The organism is Nocardia sp. NPDC005366 (assembly GCF_040606855.1).
GTDB lineage: Bacteria > Actinomycetota > Actinomycetes > Mycobacteriales > Mycobacteriaceae > Nocardia.
In genome coordinates this window covers 132,279-154,658 of the sequence record NZ_JBEXFQ010000017.1, presented here as the reverse complement: position 1 = coordinate 154,658, position 22,380 = coordinate 132,279, and the positions used below count along the sequence as shown (strand labels likewise).

Here is a 22,380-nt window from a genome sequence, read left to right as displayed (position 1 = left end):
TTTCAGCCTACCGGGGCTCGCGAGCCCGGCATATCGTCGAAGGCGAGTCCGCCCTCGATGGAATTGGGAACCCGGCGTCGGTCCGGCGAGCCGAGAGCGGCGGTGAGGTCGCTACCGTCGTGTTCGGCCAGCAATTCACCGCTGTCCCAGACCAGCAGCGTCGCGCTGACGGTGTTGTCAGCGGCCGAGTGGGCCAGGTCGTAGTGCGCGCATCCGGGGACGTGGGGGTAGGTGATCCACAGGTCGTAGCCGGTCATGAAGAGGTCGAGGTCGAATTGCACACTGAGACCGAGCAATTCGCTGCGTCCGTTATCGTCGACACCGGCGAAGGCCTCGTCCAGCGCCAGCAGGCGCGGGGCTTGCGGATCGGCCGAATCGAGCATGACGTGCGCCGCGGCGAACAGCGGCAGATGCAGTGACACCGACTGCTCACCTCCCGAGAGCGCGCTGTGGCGCGCGACCGTGAGTTTGTCCTCACTGCCGTCGGCGGACAGCAGCGTGAACGAGAACACCCGCCAGGTTCGGTAATCGAGTGTGGCGGCGAGGATTTCGGGATAGGAGCGCTCCGGGTGCGCGGCCCTCGCGGCACGGATCTCGGCGGCGAAATGCGAGCGGATGGCCGCCAGATCCTGCGCCCCCAGCGCGGAGGCGTCGCGGTCGAGCAGTTTGCACATGGCGCGGGCGGCATCGGAGAGGCTGTCCGCCAGCACCCAGTGCACGCCGATGGTATTTCCCGACGACATGCGACGCTGCTTCATCTCCGCGCCCATCCTGGCGATGAGTTCGCGGGCGTCGGTGGTGCGTTCGTGGATCTGCTGGGCGAGGCCGGTCAGCAGCGCGTCCTCGAGGATGCGCCGTTCTGCGTCGGTGAGCAGCAGTTCCTGATCGTGGCGGGCCCGGTCGATGCGGCCCGCGAAATCGGCGAGCGCGGAGACGCCCTGCTCGTCGTGCACCTGGACAACGGTGAGTCCGTCTGCGGCGTCCCATTGCAGCCGGTAGTCGCGCCCGGACGCCGCGAGTGCGGCGTCGAATTCCTGTAGTGCGGTGGTGACCGCGCTGCGGGTGGACTTGCGGGCTGCCTCGCCCGCCCGCACCGAGGCGGTCGCGGTGGTGAGATTGTCGAAGAGTTCGGCCACTTCTTCCGGCAGTACCCGCGGCTCGGCATCCGGACCGGCCTGCGAGATCCGGTACAGCAATTGTTCGGAGGTCGACCAGGCCGCGTCGCTGCTCGGCCACCGGCTCTGCTCCGGAGCGCCGAGTAGACGCAGCAGATCCGGTTGGGCGTAGGGGGCAAGGGCTCGCACGTCGGTCAGGACTTCGGTGAGCGCGGTGCCGAGGGATTCGTGCGCGGTGCGGTAGGCCGCCTCCGCGTCACCGACCGCCTCGATCGCCTCGTTCGCGGCCTTGCGCGCGACCTTCTGCTCGGCGCGGGCGGCGTCGATACGCAGGCGAGCCGATTCGAGTTCGCGATCGATATCGGCCGCGCCCGCGCCGAGCGCCTCGCGCAGCGTTTCCAGTTTGCGCAGTTGCTCCTGGTAGCCGGCCTGCGCGGCCTCGGCCTCCTCGGCGAACGCCTCGGCCAGGTCGCGGGCCTCGTCGTGGCGATCCGCGCTCTCGCGTTCGCGTTCGCGTTCGCGTTCGTAGTCGGCGCGCACGCGCAGCACGCCGGTGCCGCTGTTCTCGAAATGCCGGATCGCGGCGGCGAGCGCGTCGATCTCGCGTGCCTCGCGCGGGGTACGGTGCTCGGCGGCGGCGGCGCGCAATTTCTTCTCGACGGCGGCCATATCGGCCACCGCCTGATCCAGATCGCGTTCGGCCTGCGTGGCGGCCTCGGCGCGCGAACGCATCATGCCCGCGGCCTCGGAGACCGCGCGCAGGGCGGCGGTGACCGCGGACGGACGCGGCAGCGTCTTCGCCGCGGCGGCGATGCGCGCGAGTTCGGCGGCGGCGTTCGCCTCGTCGGCCTCGGCCTGCAGCCTGGCTGTCGTCGCGGCGTCGAGCGCCGCCTCCAGTTCCGCGAGGCGCAGCTCGCGACGACGGCTCCTGGCGGTAGCGCCGATGAATTCGGCGTCGAATTTGTGGTGGCGGCCTATCCGGACGCCCTGCCGGAAATCGCCCGTCGTGCCGACGCTGGTATCGGACCCGCGCCGTTCGGCATCGGGGGAGTCCTCCAGCGCGAGGGAGGCGAGGATGTCGGCGACGTCGCGCCTGGGCACCGTCAGCTGATCGGAATCCTCCTCCACCACCAGCACATCGGCGAGGGTGCGCCCGGTCGGGCGCAGCGCGGGCGGCAGCGGGACGAGGAATTGATCGGAGCGATAGTCGGGCGGCACATCGGATTCCGCGCAGACCCACGCGTCGAGCAGGCCCGCCGCCTGCAACGCGGCCTCGATACCCGCGGCGGCGGAGGGATCGACATCGTCGGCGAAACGGACCAACTGCCACAGCGGCGCGCCGGGACGCCCGTCTCTGGCATCGGTGCGGACCGAACTCGCCGGTGGGGCATCGTCGCGCTGGGCCGCGACCCGATCGCGTTCGGCGCTCAGCTCGGCCTGCTGGCCGGTCGCCGCGCTCGCCCGCGTCCTGGCTTCCTGTCGGCGCGTGCGGATCTCGTCGAGCAGCGGTTCGGTCCGTTCGGCCAGCACCTCCGTGACCCCGGCCGACTCCCCCGAACCGGCTTCGCCCAGCGCCGAATCCAGTGCGTCGACGAGTCCGTGCGCGATCGGTGAGTAGATCTCGTGGTGCTGATCCCACCAGGCGCGCAGTTTCGTCGCGGCTTCGGCACGGGCCACCGCGACAGCCGCTTCCGCGGCGGCGACCTCGGACGCGGCCGTCTCGCGCAGTCGCACCGCGCGTTCGGCGAGACGTTCGGCCCTGGTGCGTTCGGCGGCAGCGGACTCGACCAGTCCCAGCGATTTCCTGACCGCGCGCACATCGGCATCGCGTTGCTCTGCCCTCGCCCTGACGGTCGCGGTGAGAGTGTCGGGGCGGGCGTCGGCGGACGGCGCGGTCCAATCGATACCCGCTTCCGCGGCGGCGGTGCGTAATTCGTCCTCGCCCCGCGCCAGCGCGGCGGCCGCGTTCTGGACCGCGACGCGACCGCGCTCGGCCTCCTGGGCGCGCTGATCGAGGGTCTGTGCGGCCTTGAGCGCCTTGTCCCTGTGCACGCTCGCCGAGGTCTCCAGCCTGCGTACCGCGTCGGCGAGATCGTCGAGTTGCTGTTTACCCTCGTAGGCGCTGGATCGCTGGAGGGTCTCGCGGTCGGTCATGGCCTGTTCGTAGGCGCGGTCGGCGTCGTCGGCGCGGGCCTGCGCGGCGGTGCGCTCGGTCTCCCTGCGTCGGCGCAACGCGGTGGCGGCGAACAGGGCGGTACTGGCGTGGGTCACCGCGTCGAGCCGGGCGCGTACCTGATCCAGGTCGGTTTTGGCCTGCACGGCGAGGTATTTGCGGTAGACGCCGACGAAAGCCCTTGTCGCGCTGTCGGCGTGCACAAGGCCCTCGAGGGTGCGCCCGACCTCCTCCATATCGCTGAAGGAGCGGGCCGCGTCGAGGATCATCTGTTCGTCGAGCGGGCGCAGGCCGTCGGTGAGGGCCTGCGACAGTCCGCGCGGGTCGAGATTCTTCGCCAGCTGCGGGCGGCGCAGGGTGAGGATCAGATTGATGAGCTGGTCGTAGCGCTGGGCGCCGAGACCGAACATGCGGGCGTCGATGGCGGCCCGATATTCGACGGGCCGATCGACGATGGCGTCGGTGCCGATCTGCTCGGCCAGCTGTTTGCGGGTGAAGGGGCGATCATCCGGACCGATCAGGGAGAAATCGACGCCGACCCGTCCGTCGGCGACGAAGTACCAGCGCGTCACCTTGTCCGAGGACCGGGTGGCGCGCATACCGATGCCGACGGTGACGGTTTCCGGGTCGTCCCACCCGCCGCGGGCGAATTCCATCCAGACGTAGGAGTAGGCCGATTCCTGTTTGCGATACAGCAGATTCGACTTCATGGTGCGCTCTTCACCCGCGAAGGGATTGAGCCTGCGCGGTTCGATCCGCCCGTCGAGGACGAAGGGGAACAGCACCTCGAGCGCCTTGGTCTTGCCCGACCCGTTGGGGCCGCGCAGCACCAGCCTGCCGTCGGCGAAGCAGAATTCCTGGTCCCGGTAGTCCCAGAGGTTGACGATGCCCGCTCGGGTCGGGATGAAACGCACTCCACCGTGGATGACAGACATGCTCAGATCCCTTCCGTGTCGGCGGCGGTCACGAATAGTTCCTCGGCCCGTTTGGTGCGCACGGTGACCACCGCGCCGCGGTAGCGGGCGAGCGCGGGCAGCACGAGCAGTCCGTCGCCGCTCGCGCTGACCAGTCGCAGCCGTCGCAGCAGCGCCACCACCTCGGTGGTGAGTCCTGGCACGTCGGCCTGCCACTGGGCGGCGAAGGTGACGCCGTAGCGGTCGGTCAACGCCTGCACGGTCTCACCCACCCAGCTGGATTCGACGAAAGGGTAGGTCACCGGATCGTCGTCGGGGATCTCCTCCCCGCGCGGATCGTCGTCGGGGGATTCGCCGGGTGACGGATCGGCCAGCGCCGCGAAGACGGTGGATTCGGGGATGGCGTCGTCGAGTTGCTCGGCCAGCGTTCGCTCCTGGCCGGATGCGGGTGGACGCTGGGGCAGCGGGTTGTCGATATCGAGCACCCGATCCGCGATCTCCCCGACCAACAGCAGCGCGACCTGCGCCAGGGTGCCGGTACCTGGGAAACGGATATCGGAGAGCCGCCCCGAGGTATCGATCAGCACCACACCCTCCGCTCTGCGCTCGGCCTTCAACCCGGTGAACAGTTCCACATCCGCGACGATGCGCTCCTGCGCGAGCAACAGACGCTCCTGCGGCGTCAACTCCCTCGCGTAGACGACGGGACGTTCGACCAGATTCCTTCGCACCCGCCGCGCGGCGTCGGCGGCGGGCTGACCGGTCGCGGGCTCTTCGGCGAGCAGACCGCGCACGCTGTGCAGATGCTGTAGTGCCCGCGGCGGACGGAACAGCGCGAAGACCACCGGCCGGTCGATATCGTAGAGCGCCTCGCCCACATCGGGATCCGACGCCCAACCGCCCGCGTCGCCATCGGCGAGAGTGATCGCGCCGCGCGTCGCCAGCCAGCCCACCGCGTCGACGAACGCGTCGCGGTCCGCCGCCCGATCGGGTGCGAGTTCGAGCCCGTCGATCCGCCCGGTGTAGGCGGCGACCTGCTCGGCCAACTCCGACAGTGTGACCTGATCGCCCGCGCGGCCGAGCACTGCCAGCGCCAGCGCGAGATAGGCGTATCGGCGGCGGTCGAAGATCCGGTCGTTGACGGTGCGGGCGGGCCTTCCCGGATCCAACCGGTCCACGATCGGAAACAGGCGGGCCGTGGTCTCGGTGACCTCGAGGCGGTAGCCGAACAGTTCGGCCAGATCCTCGCGCAGTTCCGTCGCCCACCGGCGGATCAACGGCAGCGCGATGCGATCGGGGTAGGTCCTGGTGATGAGGTGGTTGGCCAGGATCACCCTGGCGGCGCGCTGATAGTTGTCCAGGACCAGCGCATCGATGCGGCGTGCGTGAATCATCAACGGCCCCCGGATAGTTCGGTGCCGCCGGGGCGCGCGCGGCCTGGGCGTACTTCGAGTTTGCGGTTGTTCAGGTGTAGCAGGCCGCGCGTGGTGCGCACGACCGTCGAACCCGGGTGCTCGGAGACGGTGAGGGTGACACCGCTTTCGGATCCCGTCGTCCCCGCCACCCGTCCGCTCACCGGCACCCACGCCGTGGACGCGGCGTCGAGTAGTCGCAGCAGCACCTCGGTTTCGCCCTCGTCCAGTTCGCGGTCGTAGATATCGGCGGCGGCCAGCGATGTCGCGGCCTCGGCGCGGGCGCGCTGGGCGTCGAGTTGCGTTCGACGCAGCCTGCGGATGGTCGCGTCGTTGCGCTGGATGCGCGCGGGCGCACCGGCGGTCGGCGTCCTGCCCGTTTCGGCGAGGGTGCGTGAGATCTCCAGCGGTGGCGCTTCCCACCAGGACCGGGTCGCCGGGATGATGTCGGCATCGGGATGTTCCATCGCCAGATGACGTGGTCGTCCGAGTCCGAAGACCGCGTCGAACAGGGCGTGCGCGCTGTCGGCGGTCGGCGCGGCGGTGAACCATCCGGCCAGATGCCGAAGGGCCGATTCCCTGCTGACCCCGCCTCGGCGGGTCTCGGTCACCCGGCGCAGCAGCGAGAGCACCGCGGCGATCGCGCTCATGGTGGCCTCGCGCAGGCGATCGGCTTCGGTCGACTCGCTCTCACCCGGTTTCGCCGACTCCGGTGCGACGAACCAGGTGCGCAGGCCATGCCAGCGCGCCAGCCAATCCGCGCGACGCTGCGGCGTACTCAGCAGCACCCGTTCGTCGCAGCTCGCGGCGCGTTCGATGAGGTCGTCGACGCCGGTCGCCTCGATCTCGGCGATGGCTCCCGCCAGACGCGGCGCGAACCGGGCCAGATCCGTGCTGAACTCGCGCATATGCGCCAGCAGCGCATCCTTGTGCGCGAGAAATGATTCGGGGGTGATCTCGGTGGTCCTGACCAGATCGCCGAGCGAGAGATAGAAATGCGCGGCCCGCGCCGCCATATCCGTGAGCGCCGCGTCGAGTCGGCGCAACGTGCGGTAGACCCGCTCGGCATCGCCGGTTCGATTGGCCTCGGCCAAGGTCCGTAGATCCGCGAGCAGTTCCGGCAGTACCAGCCGCGACAAGGCGGCTTCGTCCAATCGGGCCTCGAGCACCCCGACCACGGCGCGATAGGCCTGGAACCCGGCCCGCGAGAACTGGTAGACGTAATGCCGGTTGCGGTATTCGGCCAGTGTCGCGGCTCTGGTGCCGTCATAACTGCGCTCGAGCACGCCCCACTGGTGCAGCTGATCGAGCAGCGCACCGATTTCGGCGGCGGCCAGCGGCGGGCTCGCGACGGGAGCCTGCGGCGACGGACCGGCCGAACCGCCGCTCCGCCGAATCCACTCCGCGACGTCGTCGGCGTGCAGCAGCACCACGTACGCGGCACGCGCACTGTCGAACGCCCGCAGCACCCACAGGTACTCGGTGCGCTTCTCGGCCGTCGCGAACGCGAACAGCCGCAGCCGCTCGTCCCAGAGGACGGTATCGGCGCTGAGGGGGCCTTCGGCGGAGTCGGTCACCGGGAACAGGGTAGTAGCGGGCCGGTCGCCGCCAACGGGAAGAACCCCTTGTTCGGCGTGGCTCGGGTCCGGTTCGAGGCGTCTACGCGATGGATGCTCGAGAGTTGCCGGACCCCAGATCAATTCACCGCCGCTTCGTTCAGGGTGGTTGACGCCCCGCGGAAGTGGGGTGACGGAGATATCGAGGGCCCGCACGCGGGATGCGCGCGGGCCACTCGCGAATTCGATCAATTCGACTGCGCCTGTACGAACCGGTCGGTCGCTACTCCACGGATACGGAACGCAACTGGTCGAGGTAGGCCAGGGTGCCGGGGTCGCCCGGATAGCGCTCGCTGATTTCGCGCGCGGTCTCGCCCGCGATCCACATGAGTGAGGGCAGGGAGCGTCGTTTACCGGAGAAGGCGCGGGTTCCCTCGGCCACCGCGAGTTCCAGGTCGCCGTCGCGGACCGCGACCACGGCCAGCGTCAGATGGGCCTCGGAAACCCGCATCGGATTGCGGAGGGTGCCGTCGGCGTTGGTCGACGTGCGAATGACCTCGCGGGCGTAGGTCTCGGCCATCCGGTCCTCACCGGCGACGCGGCAGCAGTCCATCGCGTAGAAATCGAATTTCTGCGGATCGACCACGAAATGGTTGTCGAGATCGGTCGGGTGAACGAGGCGTTCCAGCACCGCTCGTCCGGTGTCGAGCGCGCGCTCCACCTCTCGTCGATCGCCGAGCCTGGCCCACGCCTTGGCTCGTTGCGCCGCGAGTTGCACCGCGACACCGAGGTCGCTCGCCTCGTGCGGCGCGGTGTCGACGGCCTCGATGGCGCCGCGGTAGTTGCCCTGGGTCAAGGCGAACCAGGCCGCCATTTCCGCTGCCCAGCCGATGATTTCGGGATGGTCCGCCTCGTGTCCGAGCGACCGTGCGGCGCGCCGGGTCGCCTCGGCCGAGGTGCGCCTGCCCAGGTCGTACTCGACACAGCCGACCAGCAGCGCGACCCACCCGGCCAGTACCAGGATCTCGCGGTGCTGCGCCAGGGTGAGTCTTCCGTCGAGCAGCGAGGTGATGCGGCGCAACCACGAGGTGCCCTCGGTGTGCAGTTCATGCGGGTCGGCATAGGGGTATTCGCAGCACAGTCGCTCGGCGGTGATCCGGATCGCGTCCAGCGTCGCGGGCGACACGTCCGACATGCGCAGCCTGCCGATGAACTCCACGGTGTCCATGCCGGTGGCGGCGAGTAGTTCGTCGTCCCGGTTCGGCCGCGCCTTCGGGAAGAAGGCGGCGGTCACCGTGTCGAAGGTGGCGGCGATGATGGGGGCGTAGAAATCGTCGGGGCGCGACTCTCCCGACTCCCAACGGCGCCAGTTACGTAGCAGCGTACTGTCGGTCGGCAGGTTGTGAGATGCCTTGGCGCGCATCACACGGACAGCATCTGCCTGTGACCACCCCCTCGCATCACGTTCGGAACGCATTCGGACTGCCCAGACGGGCCGATCGTCTCCTCCGGTCACGTCTGTAGTATCGCACCAGTTAACGATTGGTGGACCGGATAGGGCATGTGGTTGTCACTGGGTTGACAGCTGCATTTGCACGATTGCGTCCGACATCCTGGAAAAGGGAGCGGACAGGTTGCCAGCCCGGTGACCGGACCCCGATTCGCAGGACTCTAGGCGGCGTGGCCGCTATGCTCTATGGTTTGCTGCGGCACCGGGTTTCGGTGCTGTGCCAGGATGCTCGACCGTGTGCTCCGACCCCGCCGTGCGTGCTGTCTCCGGTGTGCGCGCTCCACGTGCGGGGTGATCCAACCAAGAGAACAGCGACCCAATCCAACGGAGGTTCGGGTGGAAGCGTTGATCTATGGATACGTGCGCGACGATCTCGCCGATGGCCACAGTGAGGAACTCGAGGTTGCGATGAGCACTCTCGCTCGTGCGGAAGGACTCTGTTTCGCCGCGACATTCCATGAATCGACTTCGGGTGACGGCACGGCATTCGCCGAGCTCACAGCGGAACTCCGGCGCGCCGACGCGCACCACGTGGTAGTCCCCTCACTCGATCACTTTGCCGGCCAGACGATTCCACGCGACATTCTGATCGCGAAGCTGGCCCAGGACGCGGCGGCCCGCGTGTGGACCGTCGACAATGCCGAACTGTCGCACGAGGTGGCCGCCACCGGAACCGACTGACCACGGCGGCGGCAACGGACCGTCGCCCTAGCATCGCCGCTGTCCGGGCCGTGACAACACCGGCCCGAAGCCACCCAGCTCGAGGCGTTTACAGCCCGAAACTACCGGGACCGCGCCTGCGCAGGTACTTTTCGAATTCGGCCGCGATGGCGTCGCCATCGATCTTGGCGATCGCGTCGTTCATGTCGACCGCCGCGTCGCCGCGTTCCTCGAGCGAGCGCACGTACTCGCTGATCTCGTCGTCGCCGACGGTCATCTCGTTGACCGCGGCCTCCCAATCCTCGGACTGCTTGGGCAACTCGCCCAGCGGCACCTCTATATCGAGTACGTCCTCCACCCGATGCAGCAGCGCGATGGTGGCTTTCGGATTCGGCGGTTGTGAGACGTAGTGCGGCACCGCGGCCCAGAACGACACCGCGGGCACCCCGGCCTTCACGCACTGATCCTGTAGGACCCCGGTGATTCCGGTCGGTCCCTCGTAGCGGGTCTGCTCGAGGTTGAAACGTTCGGCCGCTTCCTTGCTGTACGCCGACCCGGTGACCGGCACCGGGCGGGTATGGGGTGTGTCGGCCAGCAGTGCGCCCAGTATCACGACGGTCTGCACGCCGAGCTGCTCGATGAATTCGAGCAGATCCGCGCAGAAACTGCGCCAGCGCATATTCGGTTCGATACCACGCAGCAACACGACGTCGCGGTCGCTGCCAGGCGGCGAACAGACCGAGAGCATGGTGGACGGCCACTGGATTTCCCTGGTCACACCGTCGACCTGGCGCACCGTTGGACGGTTGACCTGGTAGTCGTAGTAGTCCTCGGAATCGAGTTCGGCTAGCGGTTCGGCGTCCCAGATCAGTTCCAGATGCTCGACGGCGCCGCTGGCGGCATCGCCGGCGTCGTTCCAGCCTTCGAAGGCCGCGACCAGCACCGGATCCCGCAACGTCGGCAGTTCCGAATCGGGAGTATCACTGGGGTTCACTCGGCCAGCCTAATGTCTGTGAAGCGACGGCGCGTACGTGACTCGATGCGATTCCGGAACCCTTCCGCAGAAAAATTTCCGGTTCGAAGGATTCCCGGTGCTATAGAGTCGCCGTGCGCGGTGATGTCATGTGGTGTGGCCCACGCCGGGATCGTCCACGGCGACGTAGCTGCCGAGACTGTCGCCCCCGCCCACTAGGCTTGTAGCCATGTCTGTGTCCAACTCCTCTGCGTTCGATACCACGCTTCTCGACACGCTCGCCCGGCGTGTCGTCATCGGTGATGGTGCGATGGGCACGATGTTGCAGGCCGCCGATCTCACCCTCGACGATTTCCGTGGGCTGGAGGGCTGCAACGAGATCCTCAACGACACGCGTCCCGATGTGCTGCGCGCCATTCATCGCGCGTATTACGAGGCGGGCGCGGACGCGGTCGAAACCAATACCTTCGGCTGCAATCTGCCGAATCTGGCCGACTACGACATCGCCGACCGGATCCGCGACCTGTCCGAGCGCGGAACCAGGCTGGCGCGCGAGGTCGCCGACGACATGGGGCCGAGTTCGGACGGCGCGCCGCGCTACGTCCTGGGTTCGATGGGGCCGGGCACCAAACTGCCCACCCTCGGTCACGCCCCTTATACCGCGCTGCGCGACGCCTACACCGAGGCGGCGCTCGGCATGCTCGACGGCGGGGCGGACGCCATCCTGATCGAAACCTGCCAGGACCTGCTCCAGGTGAAGGCGGCTGTCACCGGCAGTCAGCGGGCCATGGCGAAACTGGGCCGCCGCATCCCGATCATCACCCACGTCACCGTGGAGACCACCGGCACCATGCTGGTCGGCAGTGAGATCGGCGCCGCGCTCACCGCGCTCGAGCCGCTCGGAATCGACATGATCGGCCTGAACTGCGCGACCGGCCCGGACGAGATGAGCGAACATCTGCGGCATCTGTCGCGGCACGCGCAGGTGCCTGTCTCGGTGATGCCCAACGCGGGTCTTCCTGTCCTCGGCGCCAACGGCGCGGAGTACCCGCTGTCGCCGGAGGAACTCGCGATCGCGTTGCGCGGTTTCGTCTCCGAATTCGGTTTGGCGCTCGTCGGCGGCTGCTGCGGCACAACCCCCGAACACATCCGCCAGGTGACGGCCGCGATCCGTGAGATCGAGCCGACGCTGCCGCCGATCGGCGAGCGCAGGCATCCCGAGCACGAGCCGAGCGTGTCGAGTATGTACACGGCCGTCCCCTTCGAGCAGGACGCCTCGGTCCTGATGATCGGCGAGCGTACGAATGCCAACGGCTCCAAGGCATTCCGCGAGGCGATGCTGGCCGAGGACTGGCAGAGATGCCTGGATATCGCCAAGGACCAGACCAGGGACGGCGCGCATATGCTCGATCTGTGCGTCGATTACGTCGGGCGCGACGGCACCGAGGATATGCGGGCGCTCGCGAGCCGTCTGGCCACCGCGTCGACGCTCCCGATCATGCTCGACTCCACCGAGACCCCGGTGCTGCGGGCGGGCCTGGAACATCTGGGTGGGCGCTGTGCGGTGAACTCGGTGAACTACGAGGACGGCGCCGGACCGGAATCGCGCTTTCAGCAGACGATGAAACTGGTCGCCGAGCACGGCGCCGCTGTGGTCGCCCTGACGATCGATGAGGAGGGGCAGGCCCGCACCGCGGAGAAGAAGGTGGAGATCGCCGAGCGATTGATCGCCGATATCACCGGCAACTGGGGTCTGCTGGAGAGCGACATCATCATCGATACGCTCACCTTCACCCTCGGTACCGGTCAGGAGGAATCGCGCCGCGACGGTATGGAGACCATCGAGGCGATCCGGCTGCTCAAGAGCAGGCATCCGCAAGTGCAGACCACCCTCGGCCTGTCGAATATCTCCTTCGGCCTGAATCCGGCGGCGCGGCAGGTGCTGAATTCGGTCTTCATGCACGAATGCGTGCAGGCGGGCCTGGATTCCGCGATCGTGCACGCCTCGAAGATCCTGCCGATGGCGCGCATCGCCGAGGAGCAGCGCGAGACGGCGCTGGATCTGATCTACGACCGCCGTCGCGAGGACTACGACCCGCTGCAGAAGCTGATGGGCCTGTTCGAAGGGGTGTCGACGTCGTCCTCGCGTGCCTCGCGCGCCGAGGAACTCGCCGCGTTGCCGCTGTTCGACCGGCTGGAACGGCGCATCGTCGACGGCGAGAAGGCAGGCATGGAGGCCGACCTCGACGCCGCCATGAAAGAGGTTCCCCCGCTTCGGATCATCAACGAGACGCTGCTGTCGGGCATGAAGACCGTCGGCGAGTTGTTCGGTTCGGGCCAGATGCAGTTGCCGTTCGTCCTGCAGTCCGCCGAGGTCATGAAGACGGCCGTGGCGTATCTCGAACCGCATATGGAGGCCACCGACGATTCGGGGAAGGGCCGCATCGTGCTCGCCACCGTCAAGGGCGATGTGCACGACATCGGCAAGAACCTCGTCGACATCATCCTGTCCAATAACGGCTACGAGGTGGTGAACCTCGGCATCAAACAGCCGATCGCGACGATCCTCGACGCCGCCGTCGACAAGAAGGCCGATGTGATCGGCATGTCCGGACTGTTGGTCAAGTCCACGGTGGTGATGAAGGAGAATCTGCGGGAGCTCAACACCAGGGGCGTCGCCGACCAATTCCCCGTGCTGCTCGGCGGAGCCGCGCTGACCCGCTCCTACGTCGAGAACGATCTCACCGAGGTCTACGAGGGCGACGTGCACTACGCGCGCGACGCGTTCGAGGGCCTGCGCCTGATGGACGAGATCATGACTGTCAAACGGGGCGGCGGCATCGATCCGAACAGCCCGGAAGCCGTGGCCGAACGGGAGAAGGTGGCCGAACGCAAGGCTCGCCACGAGCGTTCCAAGCGCATCGCCGAACAGCGTAAGGCGGCGGAAGTACCGGTCGTGGTGCCGGAACGTTCCGATGTCGCGGCGGATCTGCCGGTGCCGACGCCGCCGTTCTGGGGTTCGCGCGTCGTAAAAGGTCTCGCGCTGCAGGAATATTCGGGTCTGCTCGACGAGCGGGCGCTTTTCCTCGGGCAGTGGGGGTTGCGCGGCCAGCGCGGCGGCGAGGGACCGAGCTACGAGGAATTGGTGGAAACCGAAGGCAGGCCGCGGCTGCGCTACTGGCTGGATCGGCTGTCCACCGAGGGCGTGCTGCAGCATGCCGCGGTGGTGTACGGCTATTTCCCCGCGGTCTCCGACGGCGACGAGGTCATCGTGCTGGCCGAGCCGGATCCCGCCGCGGCGCCGCGGCACCGGTTCGCCTTCCCCCGCCAGCAGCGTGACCGCTTCCTCTGCATCGCCGATTTCCTGCGTTCCGAGGCGCGGGCAAGGGAGACCGGGCAGGTGGATGTGCTGCCGTTCCAGCTGGTGACCATGGGGCAGCCGATCGCCGACTTCGCCAACGAACTCTTCGCCGCCGACAACTATCGCGACTACCTCGAGGTGCACGGCATCGGCGTGCAGTTGACCGAGGCGCTGGCCGAGTACTGGCATCGGCGCGTCCGCGAGGAACTGACGCTGGAAGGGCATTCGATCGCCGAATCCGATCCCACCGACGTGCAGGACTACTTCAAACTCGGCTATCGCGGCGCGCGGTACTCCTTCGGATACGGCGCATGCCCGGAGCTGGAGGATCGCGCGAAGCTGGTGGATCTGCTCGATGCCGAGCGGATCGGCGTGGTGCTGTCCGAGGAGTTGCAGCTGCACCCGGAGCAGTCCACCGACGCCTTCGTGCTCCTGCATCCGGAGGCGAAGTACTTCAACGCCTGAACTCGGCCGGGACTGTGATGGTGCTCACCGCCGGCCGATCCGGCGCGGTCGGCCGCCGCCGCACCCTTCGTGACCTGGACTCGGACCTGGAATACGCTAGTGTCGAACAGATATCGGAGGCGGTGCGCACTGCTCGGCATGGTGCGTTCGCCGGGTCGCCCCACCCTGTTCGGCGCAGCGGTCCGCGTATACGCTCGGGCGCGGCTGGATGTCTGTCGGGTGGGTATGTCATTGTCGACAATGTTGCAACTGCATCCGGAGCAGTCGGCGGATGCCAACGCTGGGTTGTGTGGGTGCAAAGCAGTACGGCGCGTAGGATTTTCGAAGGCCACAGGATCTTCCTGACGCGCGGTCGTACTGGATGGCTCGGCGTGGCGCAGGAGGGCACAACCACATGACGGCGGATCGCTTGATCGCTGGACGGTATCGGCTCGCGGACCCGATCGGCAGCGGAGCCATGGGAGTGGTGTGGCGCGGTACCGACGTCCGCTTACGTCGCACGGTGGCTGTCAAACAGTTGGTGCTCGCCTCCACCCTCTCGCGCTCGCAGGCGCTCGAGGCGAAGTTGCGCGCGATGCGCGAGGGCAGGATCGCGGCCAGGCTGCATCACCCCAACGCCATCACGGTCTTCGACGTCGCCGAGGAAGACGGCCAGCCCTGGCTGGTGATGGAGTACATGGACGCGCCGAGTCTGGCGGCCAAACTCTCCGGCAAGCGCACTCTGCCTCCGATCGAAGTCGCCCGTATCGGCGCGCAGGCTGCCGCCGCGCTCGCCGCCGCCCACGCCGCGGGCATCATGCACCGCGATGTGAAACCCGCCAATCTGCTCGTGGCCGACGACGGCACCGTGAAGATCACCGATTTCGGTATCTCGCGCGCCGTCGGGGACGTCACCGTGACGGCGACCGGATTCCTCGCTGGCACCCCCGCCTATCTCGCGCCCGAGGTGGCCCGCGGGGAGGACCCCGAGCCCTCGTCCGATGTCTTCGCACTCGGCTCGACACTGTATGCCGCGGTGGAGGGTTCGCCGCCGTTCGGCGAGGGTGACAATCCGCTCGCGGTCCTGCACGCCGTGGCCCGCGGCGAGGTCCCGCCGCCGCGCCACGCGGGGCCACTGGCCCCGGTGCTGATGAGACTGCTCGCGGGGACCGTCGACGCCCGCCCGACCATGCAGGAGGCCAAGGAGGCCCTGGAAGCGGTTGCCGCGGGCCGGGTTCCGACGCTCTCCTCGACACCGGCGGTCACCGCGGTGCTGCCCGCGCCGGGCACGGACCACGGGGCGACCGCCATCCTTGCCACCTCGACCGCGGGTATCCCGGGAAACTCCGACGACGCCACGGAATTCGTGCCGACCCCGACCCCACCGCCGCCGGTGCGGCCGGGCGGCGGCACGATCGCGGGCGGCACCGGTCCCGGCGGCCCGGATAAGCGACTCCTCGGTGTCGGCGCCGCCACCGTGGTCGCGCTGCTCGTGGTCATCGTCCTCATCGTGACCGTGCAGAATCGCGACAAGGAAGCGCAGACCGCCACGTCGCCCGCCGGGGGTGAGTCGACCAGCGCCGCGGTCGCGCCGTCCTCCGATGCGGACAGTGGTTCGGTCATGGAACAACCGCCGCAGACCACGCCTGCCGCGCCGTCCTCGACCACGACTACCTCGTCGACCACCTCGTCGTCCACGACGGTCAGCACCACGCCGAGCGGCCCGCCGACTCCCGACAAGATCGCGAGTTTCATCCAGGGGTACTACGGCATGTTGCCGGGCAATATCGCCGGCGCGTGGGCCCAGCTGTCCCCGGCGTATCAGGCCCAGACCGGCGGCTACAACGCCTACGCGTCCTTCTGGTCGTCGATCCGTTCGATCCGGGTCAACAGCGTGACCCCGAACGGCAACCAGGGGGCGACCGCGTCGCTCACCTACGTCAAGAACGATGGAAGCACCGCGACGGAGAGTCGCTGGTTCCAGGTGGCCGCCGACGGTGGGCGTCTGCTCATTTCCGCGTCGAGTGCCTGATCCGGATCGGAATCGAAGGAGAAGTCCAGGGTGACAGCGCGACTCGCCGCGGTTCTGTGGGATATGGACGGGACGCTGCTGGATTCGGAGAAGCTGTGGGATATCGGCGTTCGCGAGCTGGCGGTGGAACTGGGCGGTGTGATGACCGATCAGATCCGGCACGCGCTCATCGGCGCTTCGGGTCCGAACGCGCTGCGCATCCTGTTCACGTCTCTGGGCGTCGAGCCGACCCCCGACGCGATGCGCGCGGCGGGCCATTTCCTCGAGGTCCGCGTGGCCGAGTTGATGACCGGGCCGATCCCGTGGCGTCCCGGCGCCAAGGACGCGCTGTCGCTCGTGCGCACCTCGGGCCTGTCCTCGGCGCTCGTCACCAATACCAAGCGGTCGCTTGCGGAGTTCGGTCTCGATACGCTCGGCCGCGACTTCTTCGATATCTCGGTCTGCGGTGACGAGGTCGCCGAAGGTAAACCGGAACCCGACGTCTACCTGCGCGCCGCCGAACTCCTCGGCCTGCACCCGAAAGAATGCGTCGCGGTGGAGGATTCACCGACCGGCGCCCGAGCCGCGCAGGCGGCGGGCTGCGCGGTCCTGGTCATCCCGTGCGAGATCGCCGTGCCCACCGCTCCCGGCCGGATCTTCCGTGAATCCCTGCTCGGTCTGTCGCTTTCGGATCTGGAACACGCTCTGCGCGCCCGCATCTGACCAGCCGGCGCGGCCGAGGTGGTCGCTGTCGGCCCGGGAAGTGCGGTCGATTCCGGCCGATCCCGTTTACGCCACTGTGAGAGTTACTGTGTCGCAACGCAAGTGATCGCAGCTAGTACCTGTGACCGTAGTCACCGGCAACTTTTCCGAATCCCCGGGCGTGTCGGCCCGCGCTCGGCCAAAATGGCGCAATGGCAGCGACGGGGGTTCTTGACGAGATCATCGATGCCGCGCGATATCCCCTCGCGGATCCGGGGTCGGCGCGGTGTCGCGCGGCCGTCGCGCGGGCGCGGGCGGAGTTGGACGAATCCGGCTGCACGGTACTGCGCGAATTCATCCGGCCCGCGTTGATCGAGACATTGCGCGCACAAGGTGAGGCGATGGCGCCGCACGCCTATTACGAGGTCGAGCGGGTGAACGCCTACAACATCCCGCTGGATTCCGAACTCCCGCAGGATCATCCGGCTCGGATCGTGCTCGAGCGCGGCAATGCCTTCGTCCCGCGTGACCGGATCCCCGCCGACGCGCTCATCCACCGGCTCTACACCAGCGCCGAGTTCCAGCGTTTCATCGCCGAGTGTTTCGGCCTGGCCGAACTGCACGAATTCGCCGATCCGCTGGCCGGACTGTGCCTGAACGTGGTGGCGCCGGGCATGTCGCATCCCTGGCATTTCGACACCAACGAATTCACCGTCAGCATGCTGACCCAACCCGCGGAATCCGGCGGAATCTTCGAGTACTGCCCGAATATCCGCTCACCGCACGCCGAGAACCTCGATGACGTCCGTGCTGTCCTGACGGGGTCGGGGGAGCGGCTCGTCCGCAGGCTCGACCTGCGCCCCGGCGATCTGCAATTGTTCCGCGGGCGTTTCTCACTCCATCGCGTCTCACCGGTAGCCGGTGCCGACCAACGACATTCGGCGATCTTCGCCTATACCGACCGGCCCGGTGTCATCGGCACCGTGGAACGCACCCGTCAGTTGTTCGGCCGGGTGCTGCCGGACCACCTAGCCGCGGCCGACGTTGTCCGCGGCGACCGGCTACTCGACTAGCCGATCTCCGCGCTCGACCGAGAGGAACACACGCGTGCCAGTGCCGTTACATACGACCGGGAAAGCCTCCTTCGACCATATCTACGACCGAGCCGATCCCCGCGAGTACTACGCCCGGATGTCCGAGTTGGACTATCGCATACCGGAACTGGCAAAACCCTTCTTCGAGCAGCAGATTCGCGAATACCGCGCGTCGGCGCGGGTCTGCGTGCCGACCGTTCTCGATATCGGCTGCTCCTACGGTGTCAACGCGGCGCTGTTGCGCACCGGCGCCACCATCGGCGAACTGGCCGAGCACTACCGGGATGGCGGGGAATCCGGTCGCCACGCCCTGATCGCCAGGGATCGGGCCCGCCTGGCCGAGGACGACCGGTGTCCCGATATCCGATTCCTCGGCATGGACGCCGCGCGCCCCGCTCTGGCGTACGCGCGAGAAGCGGGTTTCCTGCACGACTTCGTGCACGCCGACCTCGAGGCGTCCGATCCCACCGAAGAGCAACGTCGGGTGCTCGCCTCGGCCGATATCGTGATCTCCACGGGCTGCATCGGCTACGTCACGGAGAAAACCCTCGCGAGGATCGCCACCGCGCATCCGCGTCGCAGGCCCTGGATGGCGCATTTCGTCTTGCGGATGTTCGATTTCGCGCCGATCGAGCAGGAACTCGCCGCGCTCGGCTACCGCACCGAACAGGCCCCCGGACTGTTCGAGCAACGCCGATTCGCCTCGGCGGACGAACGGCAGCAGGTACTCAATACCCTGGCCGACAAGGGAATCGATACCACGGGAAGGGAAGCCGAGGGCTGGCTCTACGCCGGGCTGTACCTCTCGCGTCCACTTCCGGCACCGGGCGACGACGCCTGAGAACGCCGACGAGCCGCCCGCGCGGGCCACCGAGCCGCGCGGGTGCGGCGGACGACACGCGCCCAAACCCTTCCCAAACCTCGGCTCGACGCCGAGGATCTGTAGTGGAACAGGCGTGCCGTGCGTATCGGGCCGTCGACCCCACCGCAGTCTCTCCCGAACCCATCCCACGCACCCGAGGAATCCGACTTGAGTGACCGCACTTTCGCCGCCGAAGACCACCTGCCCCGGGTACCCCTGCCCACACTGGAGGACAGCGGCGAACGCTTCCTACAGTGGTGCGCCCCGCTGCTGACCGACGACGAATTGGCCACCACCCGCGCGGCGGTCGACGATCTGCTGCGCGTGGACAGCCCGGCCCGCGTCCTGCACGCGGCGCTGCGGGAATTCGACGCCACCCCCGGCGTCGGCAGTTGGCTCGACCAGTTCTGGCCGTCCCGGTACCTGGGCAGACGCGACCGGATCGCCCTGAACGCCAACTTCTTCTTCCTGTTCCGCGATGACACCGTGCTCGCCGCCTCCACCGGCGCGAACCAGGTGGAGCGCGCCGCCGCGATCGTCTGCGCCGCCGTCGATTACAAATTGGCGCTCGACGAGGAGGCCATCGCGCCGGTCACCCAGCGCGGCCAGCAACTGTCGATGTGGCAGAACAAGTACCTGTTCTCCGAAACGAGGATTCCGGGCGATCCGCAGGACACCGTCCGGGTGCCCTACAGCGACGCCGCACCCGGCCCGTCGACCGCCCGCCACATCGCGGTGTTCTTCCGCGGCAACATCTTCCGAATGGATGTGATCGGACCGGAGGGCGCACCCTACGCGCTGGAGGATCTCGCCGAAGGACTTCGCGCCGTGCGCGAGGCCGGTGCGAATCCGGGCCCCGCTGTCGGTCATCTCACCACCGAGGCACGCGCCGAATGGGCGGCCGACCGTGCGGCGTTGCGCGCCGAACCCGCGAATATCGAGGCGCTCGACACCCTCGAAACCGCGCTGTTCTGCCTCTGCCTGGAGGATTTCAGCCCACGCGACACCCTGCACGCCTGCGACCAACTGCTGCACGGCGACAGCGCGAACCGCTGGTTCGACAAATCCGTGTCGTTCATCGTGTTCGAAGACGGCCAGGCCGGGATCAATGTCGAACACTGCGGGTTGGACGGCACCACCATCCTGTCCTTCGTCGACACCCTCCTCGAGACATCGGCCGCCGAGCACGCCGCGCATTCGGGCGCGCAGAAGCAGGGCGCGCCCGCCGTGACGCCGATCGAATTCACCCTCGATGACGCATTGCGCGCGCGTATCGCGGCGGCGGGCGCGGATTTCGCCCGTTACGCCGCCGACAACGCCACGACAACGGTGTCCTTCGATAATTTCGGCACGGCGCGAGCCAAGCAGCTGAAGATCTCCCCGGACGCCTTCGCGCAACTGAGCTACCAGCTCGCGCACCGCCGCAGCAAGGGCATCACCGGCGCCACCTACGAATCGATCGCCACCAGGCAGTACCGCAACGGCCGCACCGAAGCGATGCGCGTAGTGTCCCCGGAACTGATCGCCTTCGTCGACGCCATGGAGGATCCCGCGCTGGATGCCGCGGCGAAGCTGGACGCCGCGCGCACGGCGGCGACCGCGCACGTGGAGCGGGCACGGCAATGCCAGTCCGGTGACGCACCGGAACAGCACCTGTGGGAGCTGCAGTGGATCCAGCGTCGCCGGGGCGCCGAACTGGGCGTGACCGAGCCGATCGCGCTCTACGACAGCCCGGGCTGGCTGATCATGCGCGACGACTACCTGAGCACGAGTTCCGCGCCATCGGTCAACATCGAGTACTTCGGTTTCGGTTCGACCAGCCCCACATGTATCGGCATCGCCTACGTCCTCCTCCCGGACCGCTGGAACCTGTATCTGGCCACCCCGCGCACGGTCGCCGACCAAATGCACGCCTTCGCCGGACATCTGCGCACCGCGGTCGCGGACCTGGAGGCACTGCTCGCGGATAGCTGACGACCCGGCCGCTGCCGCGCCTCGCCGATCATGGGAGCCGCGGCAGCGACACGGTGCGGCCGTGGGATCCCCGCACGTCGCCCCACGGCCGCGACGCCGGTCCTTACCGGCAGGGTGGTGCGGTGTGCGAGGAGTATGCGGGGGTCTGAAAGAATGGTCATCCGTGAAGAACTTCGAAACCCTGTTCGCCGAGCTGCAGGACCGCGCCACCAACCGACCCGAGGGTTCCGGCACGGTGGCCGCGTTGGACGCGGGCGTGCATACCCAGGGTAAGAAGGTGCTCGAAGAGGCCGGTGAAGTATGGCTGGCCGCCGAGCACGAAGGCGACGAATCACTCGCCGAGGAGATCTCGCAACTGCTCTACTGGGTCCAGGTGCTGATGATCGGCCGGGGACTGAAGCTCGAAGACGTGTACCGACATCTGTGACGGCCACGGCCACGATGCCGGGGCAAGCCGCCGATAACACAGTCACCCGAAAGGACACTCTTCCCATGCTGCGCGTCGCAGTCCCCAATAAAGGCGCTCTCTCCGAATCCGCCACATCGATCCTGGCCGAAGCGGGCTACCGCACGCGCACCGATTCGCGCGACCTCACCGTGCTCGACCCCGCCAACCAGGTCGAGTTCTTCTTCCTGCGGCCCAAGGACATCGCCATCTACGTCGGGTCGGGCGAACTCGACCTCGGCATCACCGGCCGCGACCTCGCCCTCGACTCCGGCGCAACGGTCCAGGAACGGCTCTCGCTCGGCTTCGGCCGCTCCACCTTCCGCTACGCCGCCCCCGCCGGCCGTGAATGGAAAATCGAAGACCTCTACGACAAGCGGATCGCCACCTCCTACCCGAACCTCGTGCTCACCGATCTGCAACGCCGGGGCATCGAAGCCGAAGTGATCCGCCTCGACGGCGCCGTGGAGATCTCCATCCAACTCGGCGTCGCCGACGCCATCGCCGACGTCGTCGGCTCCGGCCGCACGCTGCGCCAGCACAACCTGATCGCCTTCGGCGACGTGCTGTGCGATTCCGAAGGCGTCCTGATCGAACGCACCGGCTCCGATCGCCGCGACCGCCCCCGCAACCAACTCATCGCCCGCATCCAGGGCGTGGTCTTCGCCCAGCAGTACCTCATGCTGGATTACGACTGCCCGAGGAACCTGCTCGACGAAGCGGTCCGGATCACCCCCGGGCTGGAATCGCCGACCGTCTCCCCGCTGGCCGACGATTCCTGGGTCGCCGTCCGCGCGCTCGTTCCGCGCAAACAGGGCAACGAGGTCATGGACCGACTCGCCGACCTCGGCGCGAAAGCGATTCTCGCGACAGATATCCGCTCCTGCCGAGCTTTCTGAGATTCGGCGGCCGGGGGGCCGCGAACGGGTCGCTCGTAAGACTCGCTCCGGGCGGGGTCGAGTGGTTCGAAATGGTGGGCGGTAAATTCGCTTGTCCGCGTGATTGATTCACGGTGAACGCAACAGGTGTGGGTGCGCTTCGGCGTCGGTATTCGCGCTGGTTCTGGTCGGGGCCATCCCGGAATGGCTGGTGCCCTGATGTCGGCGCAAGCTCCCGGAGCGGGGGAATCCGAGGCGGACGCGGTGAGGGGGACATCGGGTGACGGCGATGGCTC

At 67.9% G+C, this 22,380-nt stretch carries 14 protein-coding genes; 9 read left to right on the top strand and 5 right to left on the bottom strand.

The genetic code is table 11. The features are described from left to right. Positions 1-2: 2 nt before the first annotated feature. From ABZS43_RS20795 to ABZS43_RS20780, 4 genes are all read right to left on the bottom strand, one after another. On the bottom strand, positions 3-4,223 hold the full coding sequence (locus ABZS43_RS20795) for a TIGR02680 family protein (RefSeq protein ID WP_355037558.1): 4,221 nt from the start codon (positions 4,221-4,223) through the stop codon (positions 3-5). A gap of 2 nt (positions 4,224-4,225) precedes the next feature. Next, positions 4,226-5,593: a TIGR02678 family protein gene (locus ABZS43_RS20790; protein WP_355037573.1), complete on the bottom strand. Its 1,368-nt coding sequence runs from the start codon at positions 5,591-5,593 to the stop codon at positions 4,226-4,228. Between the two features lie 2 nt (positions 5,594-5,595). Beyond that, on the bottom strand, positions 5,596-7,134 hold the full coding sequence (locus ABZS43_RS20785) for a TIGR02677 family protein (RefSeq protein WP_355037572.1): 1,539 nt from the start codon (positions 7,132-7,134) through the stop codon (positions 5,596-5,598). 319 nt (positions 7,135-7,453) lie between these two features. After that, entirely contained in the window at positions 7,454-8,593 is a 1,140-nt protein-coding gene (locus ABZS43_RS20780) for an XRE family transcriptional regulator (RefSeq protein ID WP_355037557.1), read from the bottom strand. A gap of 423 nt (positions 8,594-9,016) precedes the next feature. On the opposite strand from ABZS43_RS20780, the gene ABZS43_RS20775 reads away from it, so the two are divergent. Continuing rightward, positions 9,017-9,361: a hypothetical protein gene (locus ABZS43_RS20775; protein ID WP_355037556.1), complete on the top strand. Its 345-nt coding sequence runs from the start codon at positions 9,017-9,019 to the stop codon at positions 9,359-9,361. 88 nt (positions 9,362-9,449) lie between these two features. On the opposite strand, the gene ABZS43_RS20770 is transcribed toward ABZS43_RS20775, so the two are convergent. Then, complete coding sequence (locus tag ABZS43_RS20770; RefSeq protein WP_355037555.1) at positions 9,450-10,334, bottom strand: PAC2 family protein; 885 nt, start codon at positions 10,332-10,334, stop codon at positions 9,450-9,452. Positions 10,335-10,542: 208 nt separating this feature from the next. Between ABZS43_RS20770 and metH the strand changes: the two genes are divergently transcribed. From metH to hisG, 8 genes are all read left to right on the top strand, one after another. Continuing rightward, complete coding sequence (gene metH / locus ABZS43_RS20765; RefSeq protein WP_355037554.1) at positions 10,543-14,139, top strand: methionine synthase; 3,597 nt, start codon at positions 10,543-10,545, stop codon at positions 14,137-14,139. 394 nt (positions 14,140-14,533) lie between these two features. After that, positions 14,534-16,150, top strand: a complete 1,617-nt coding sequence (locus ABZS43_RS20760) for a serine/threonine-protein kinase (RefSeq protein WP_355037553.1) — start codon at positions 14,534-14,536, stop codon at positions 16,148-16,150. A 30-nt stretch (positions 16,151-16,180) separates the two neighbouring features. Then, a complete protein-coding gene (locus ABZS43_RS20755; RefSeq protein WP_355037552.1) occupies positions 16,181-16,852 on the top strand; it encodes an HAD family phosphatase in 672 nt (223 codons plus the stop codon). A gap of 191 nt (positions 16,853-17,043) precedes the next feature. Then, positions 17,044-17,904, top strand: a complete 861-nt coding sequence (locus ABZS43_RS20750; protein WP_355037551.1) for an arpA protein — start codon at positions 17,044-17,046, stop codon at positions 17,902-17,904. 34 nt (positions 17,905-17,938) lie between these two features. Beyond that, positions 17,939-18,766, top strand: a complete 828-nt coding sequence (locus tag ABZS43_RS20745; protein ID WP_355037550.1) for a class I SAM-dependent methyltransferase — start codon at positions 17,939-17,941, stop codon at positions 18,764-18,766. 189 nt (positions 18,767-18,955) lie between these two features. Beyond that, positions 18,956-20,761 (top strand): choline/carnitine O-acyltransferase, encoded by a 1,806-nt coding sequence (locus tag ABZS43_RS20740; protein WP_355037549.1) that lies wholly within the window; start codon positions 18,956-18,958, stop codon positions 20,759-20,761. Positions 20,762-20,924: 163 nt separating this feature from the next. Next, a complete protein-coding gene (locus tag ABZS43_RS20735) occupies positions 20,925-21,188 on the top strand; it encodes a phosphoribosyl-ATP diphosphatase (protein ID WP_355037548.1) in 264 nt (87 codons plus the stop codon). Between the two features lie 65 nt (positions 21,189-21,253). Further along, positions 21,254-22,105 (top strand): ATP phosphoribosyltransferase, encoded by an 852-nt coding sequence (gene hisG / locus ABZS43_RS20730; RefSeq protein ID WP_355037547.1) that lies wholly within the window; start codon positions 21,254-21,256, stop codon positions 22,103-22,105. Positions 22,106-22,380: the final 275 nt, after the last annotated feature.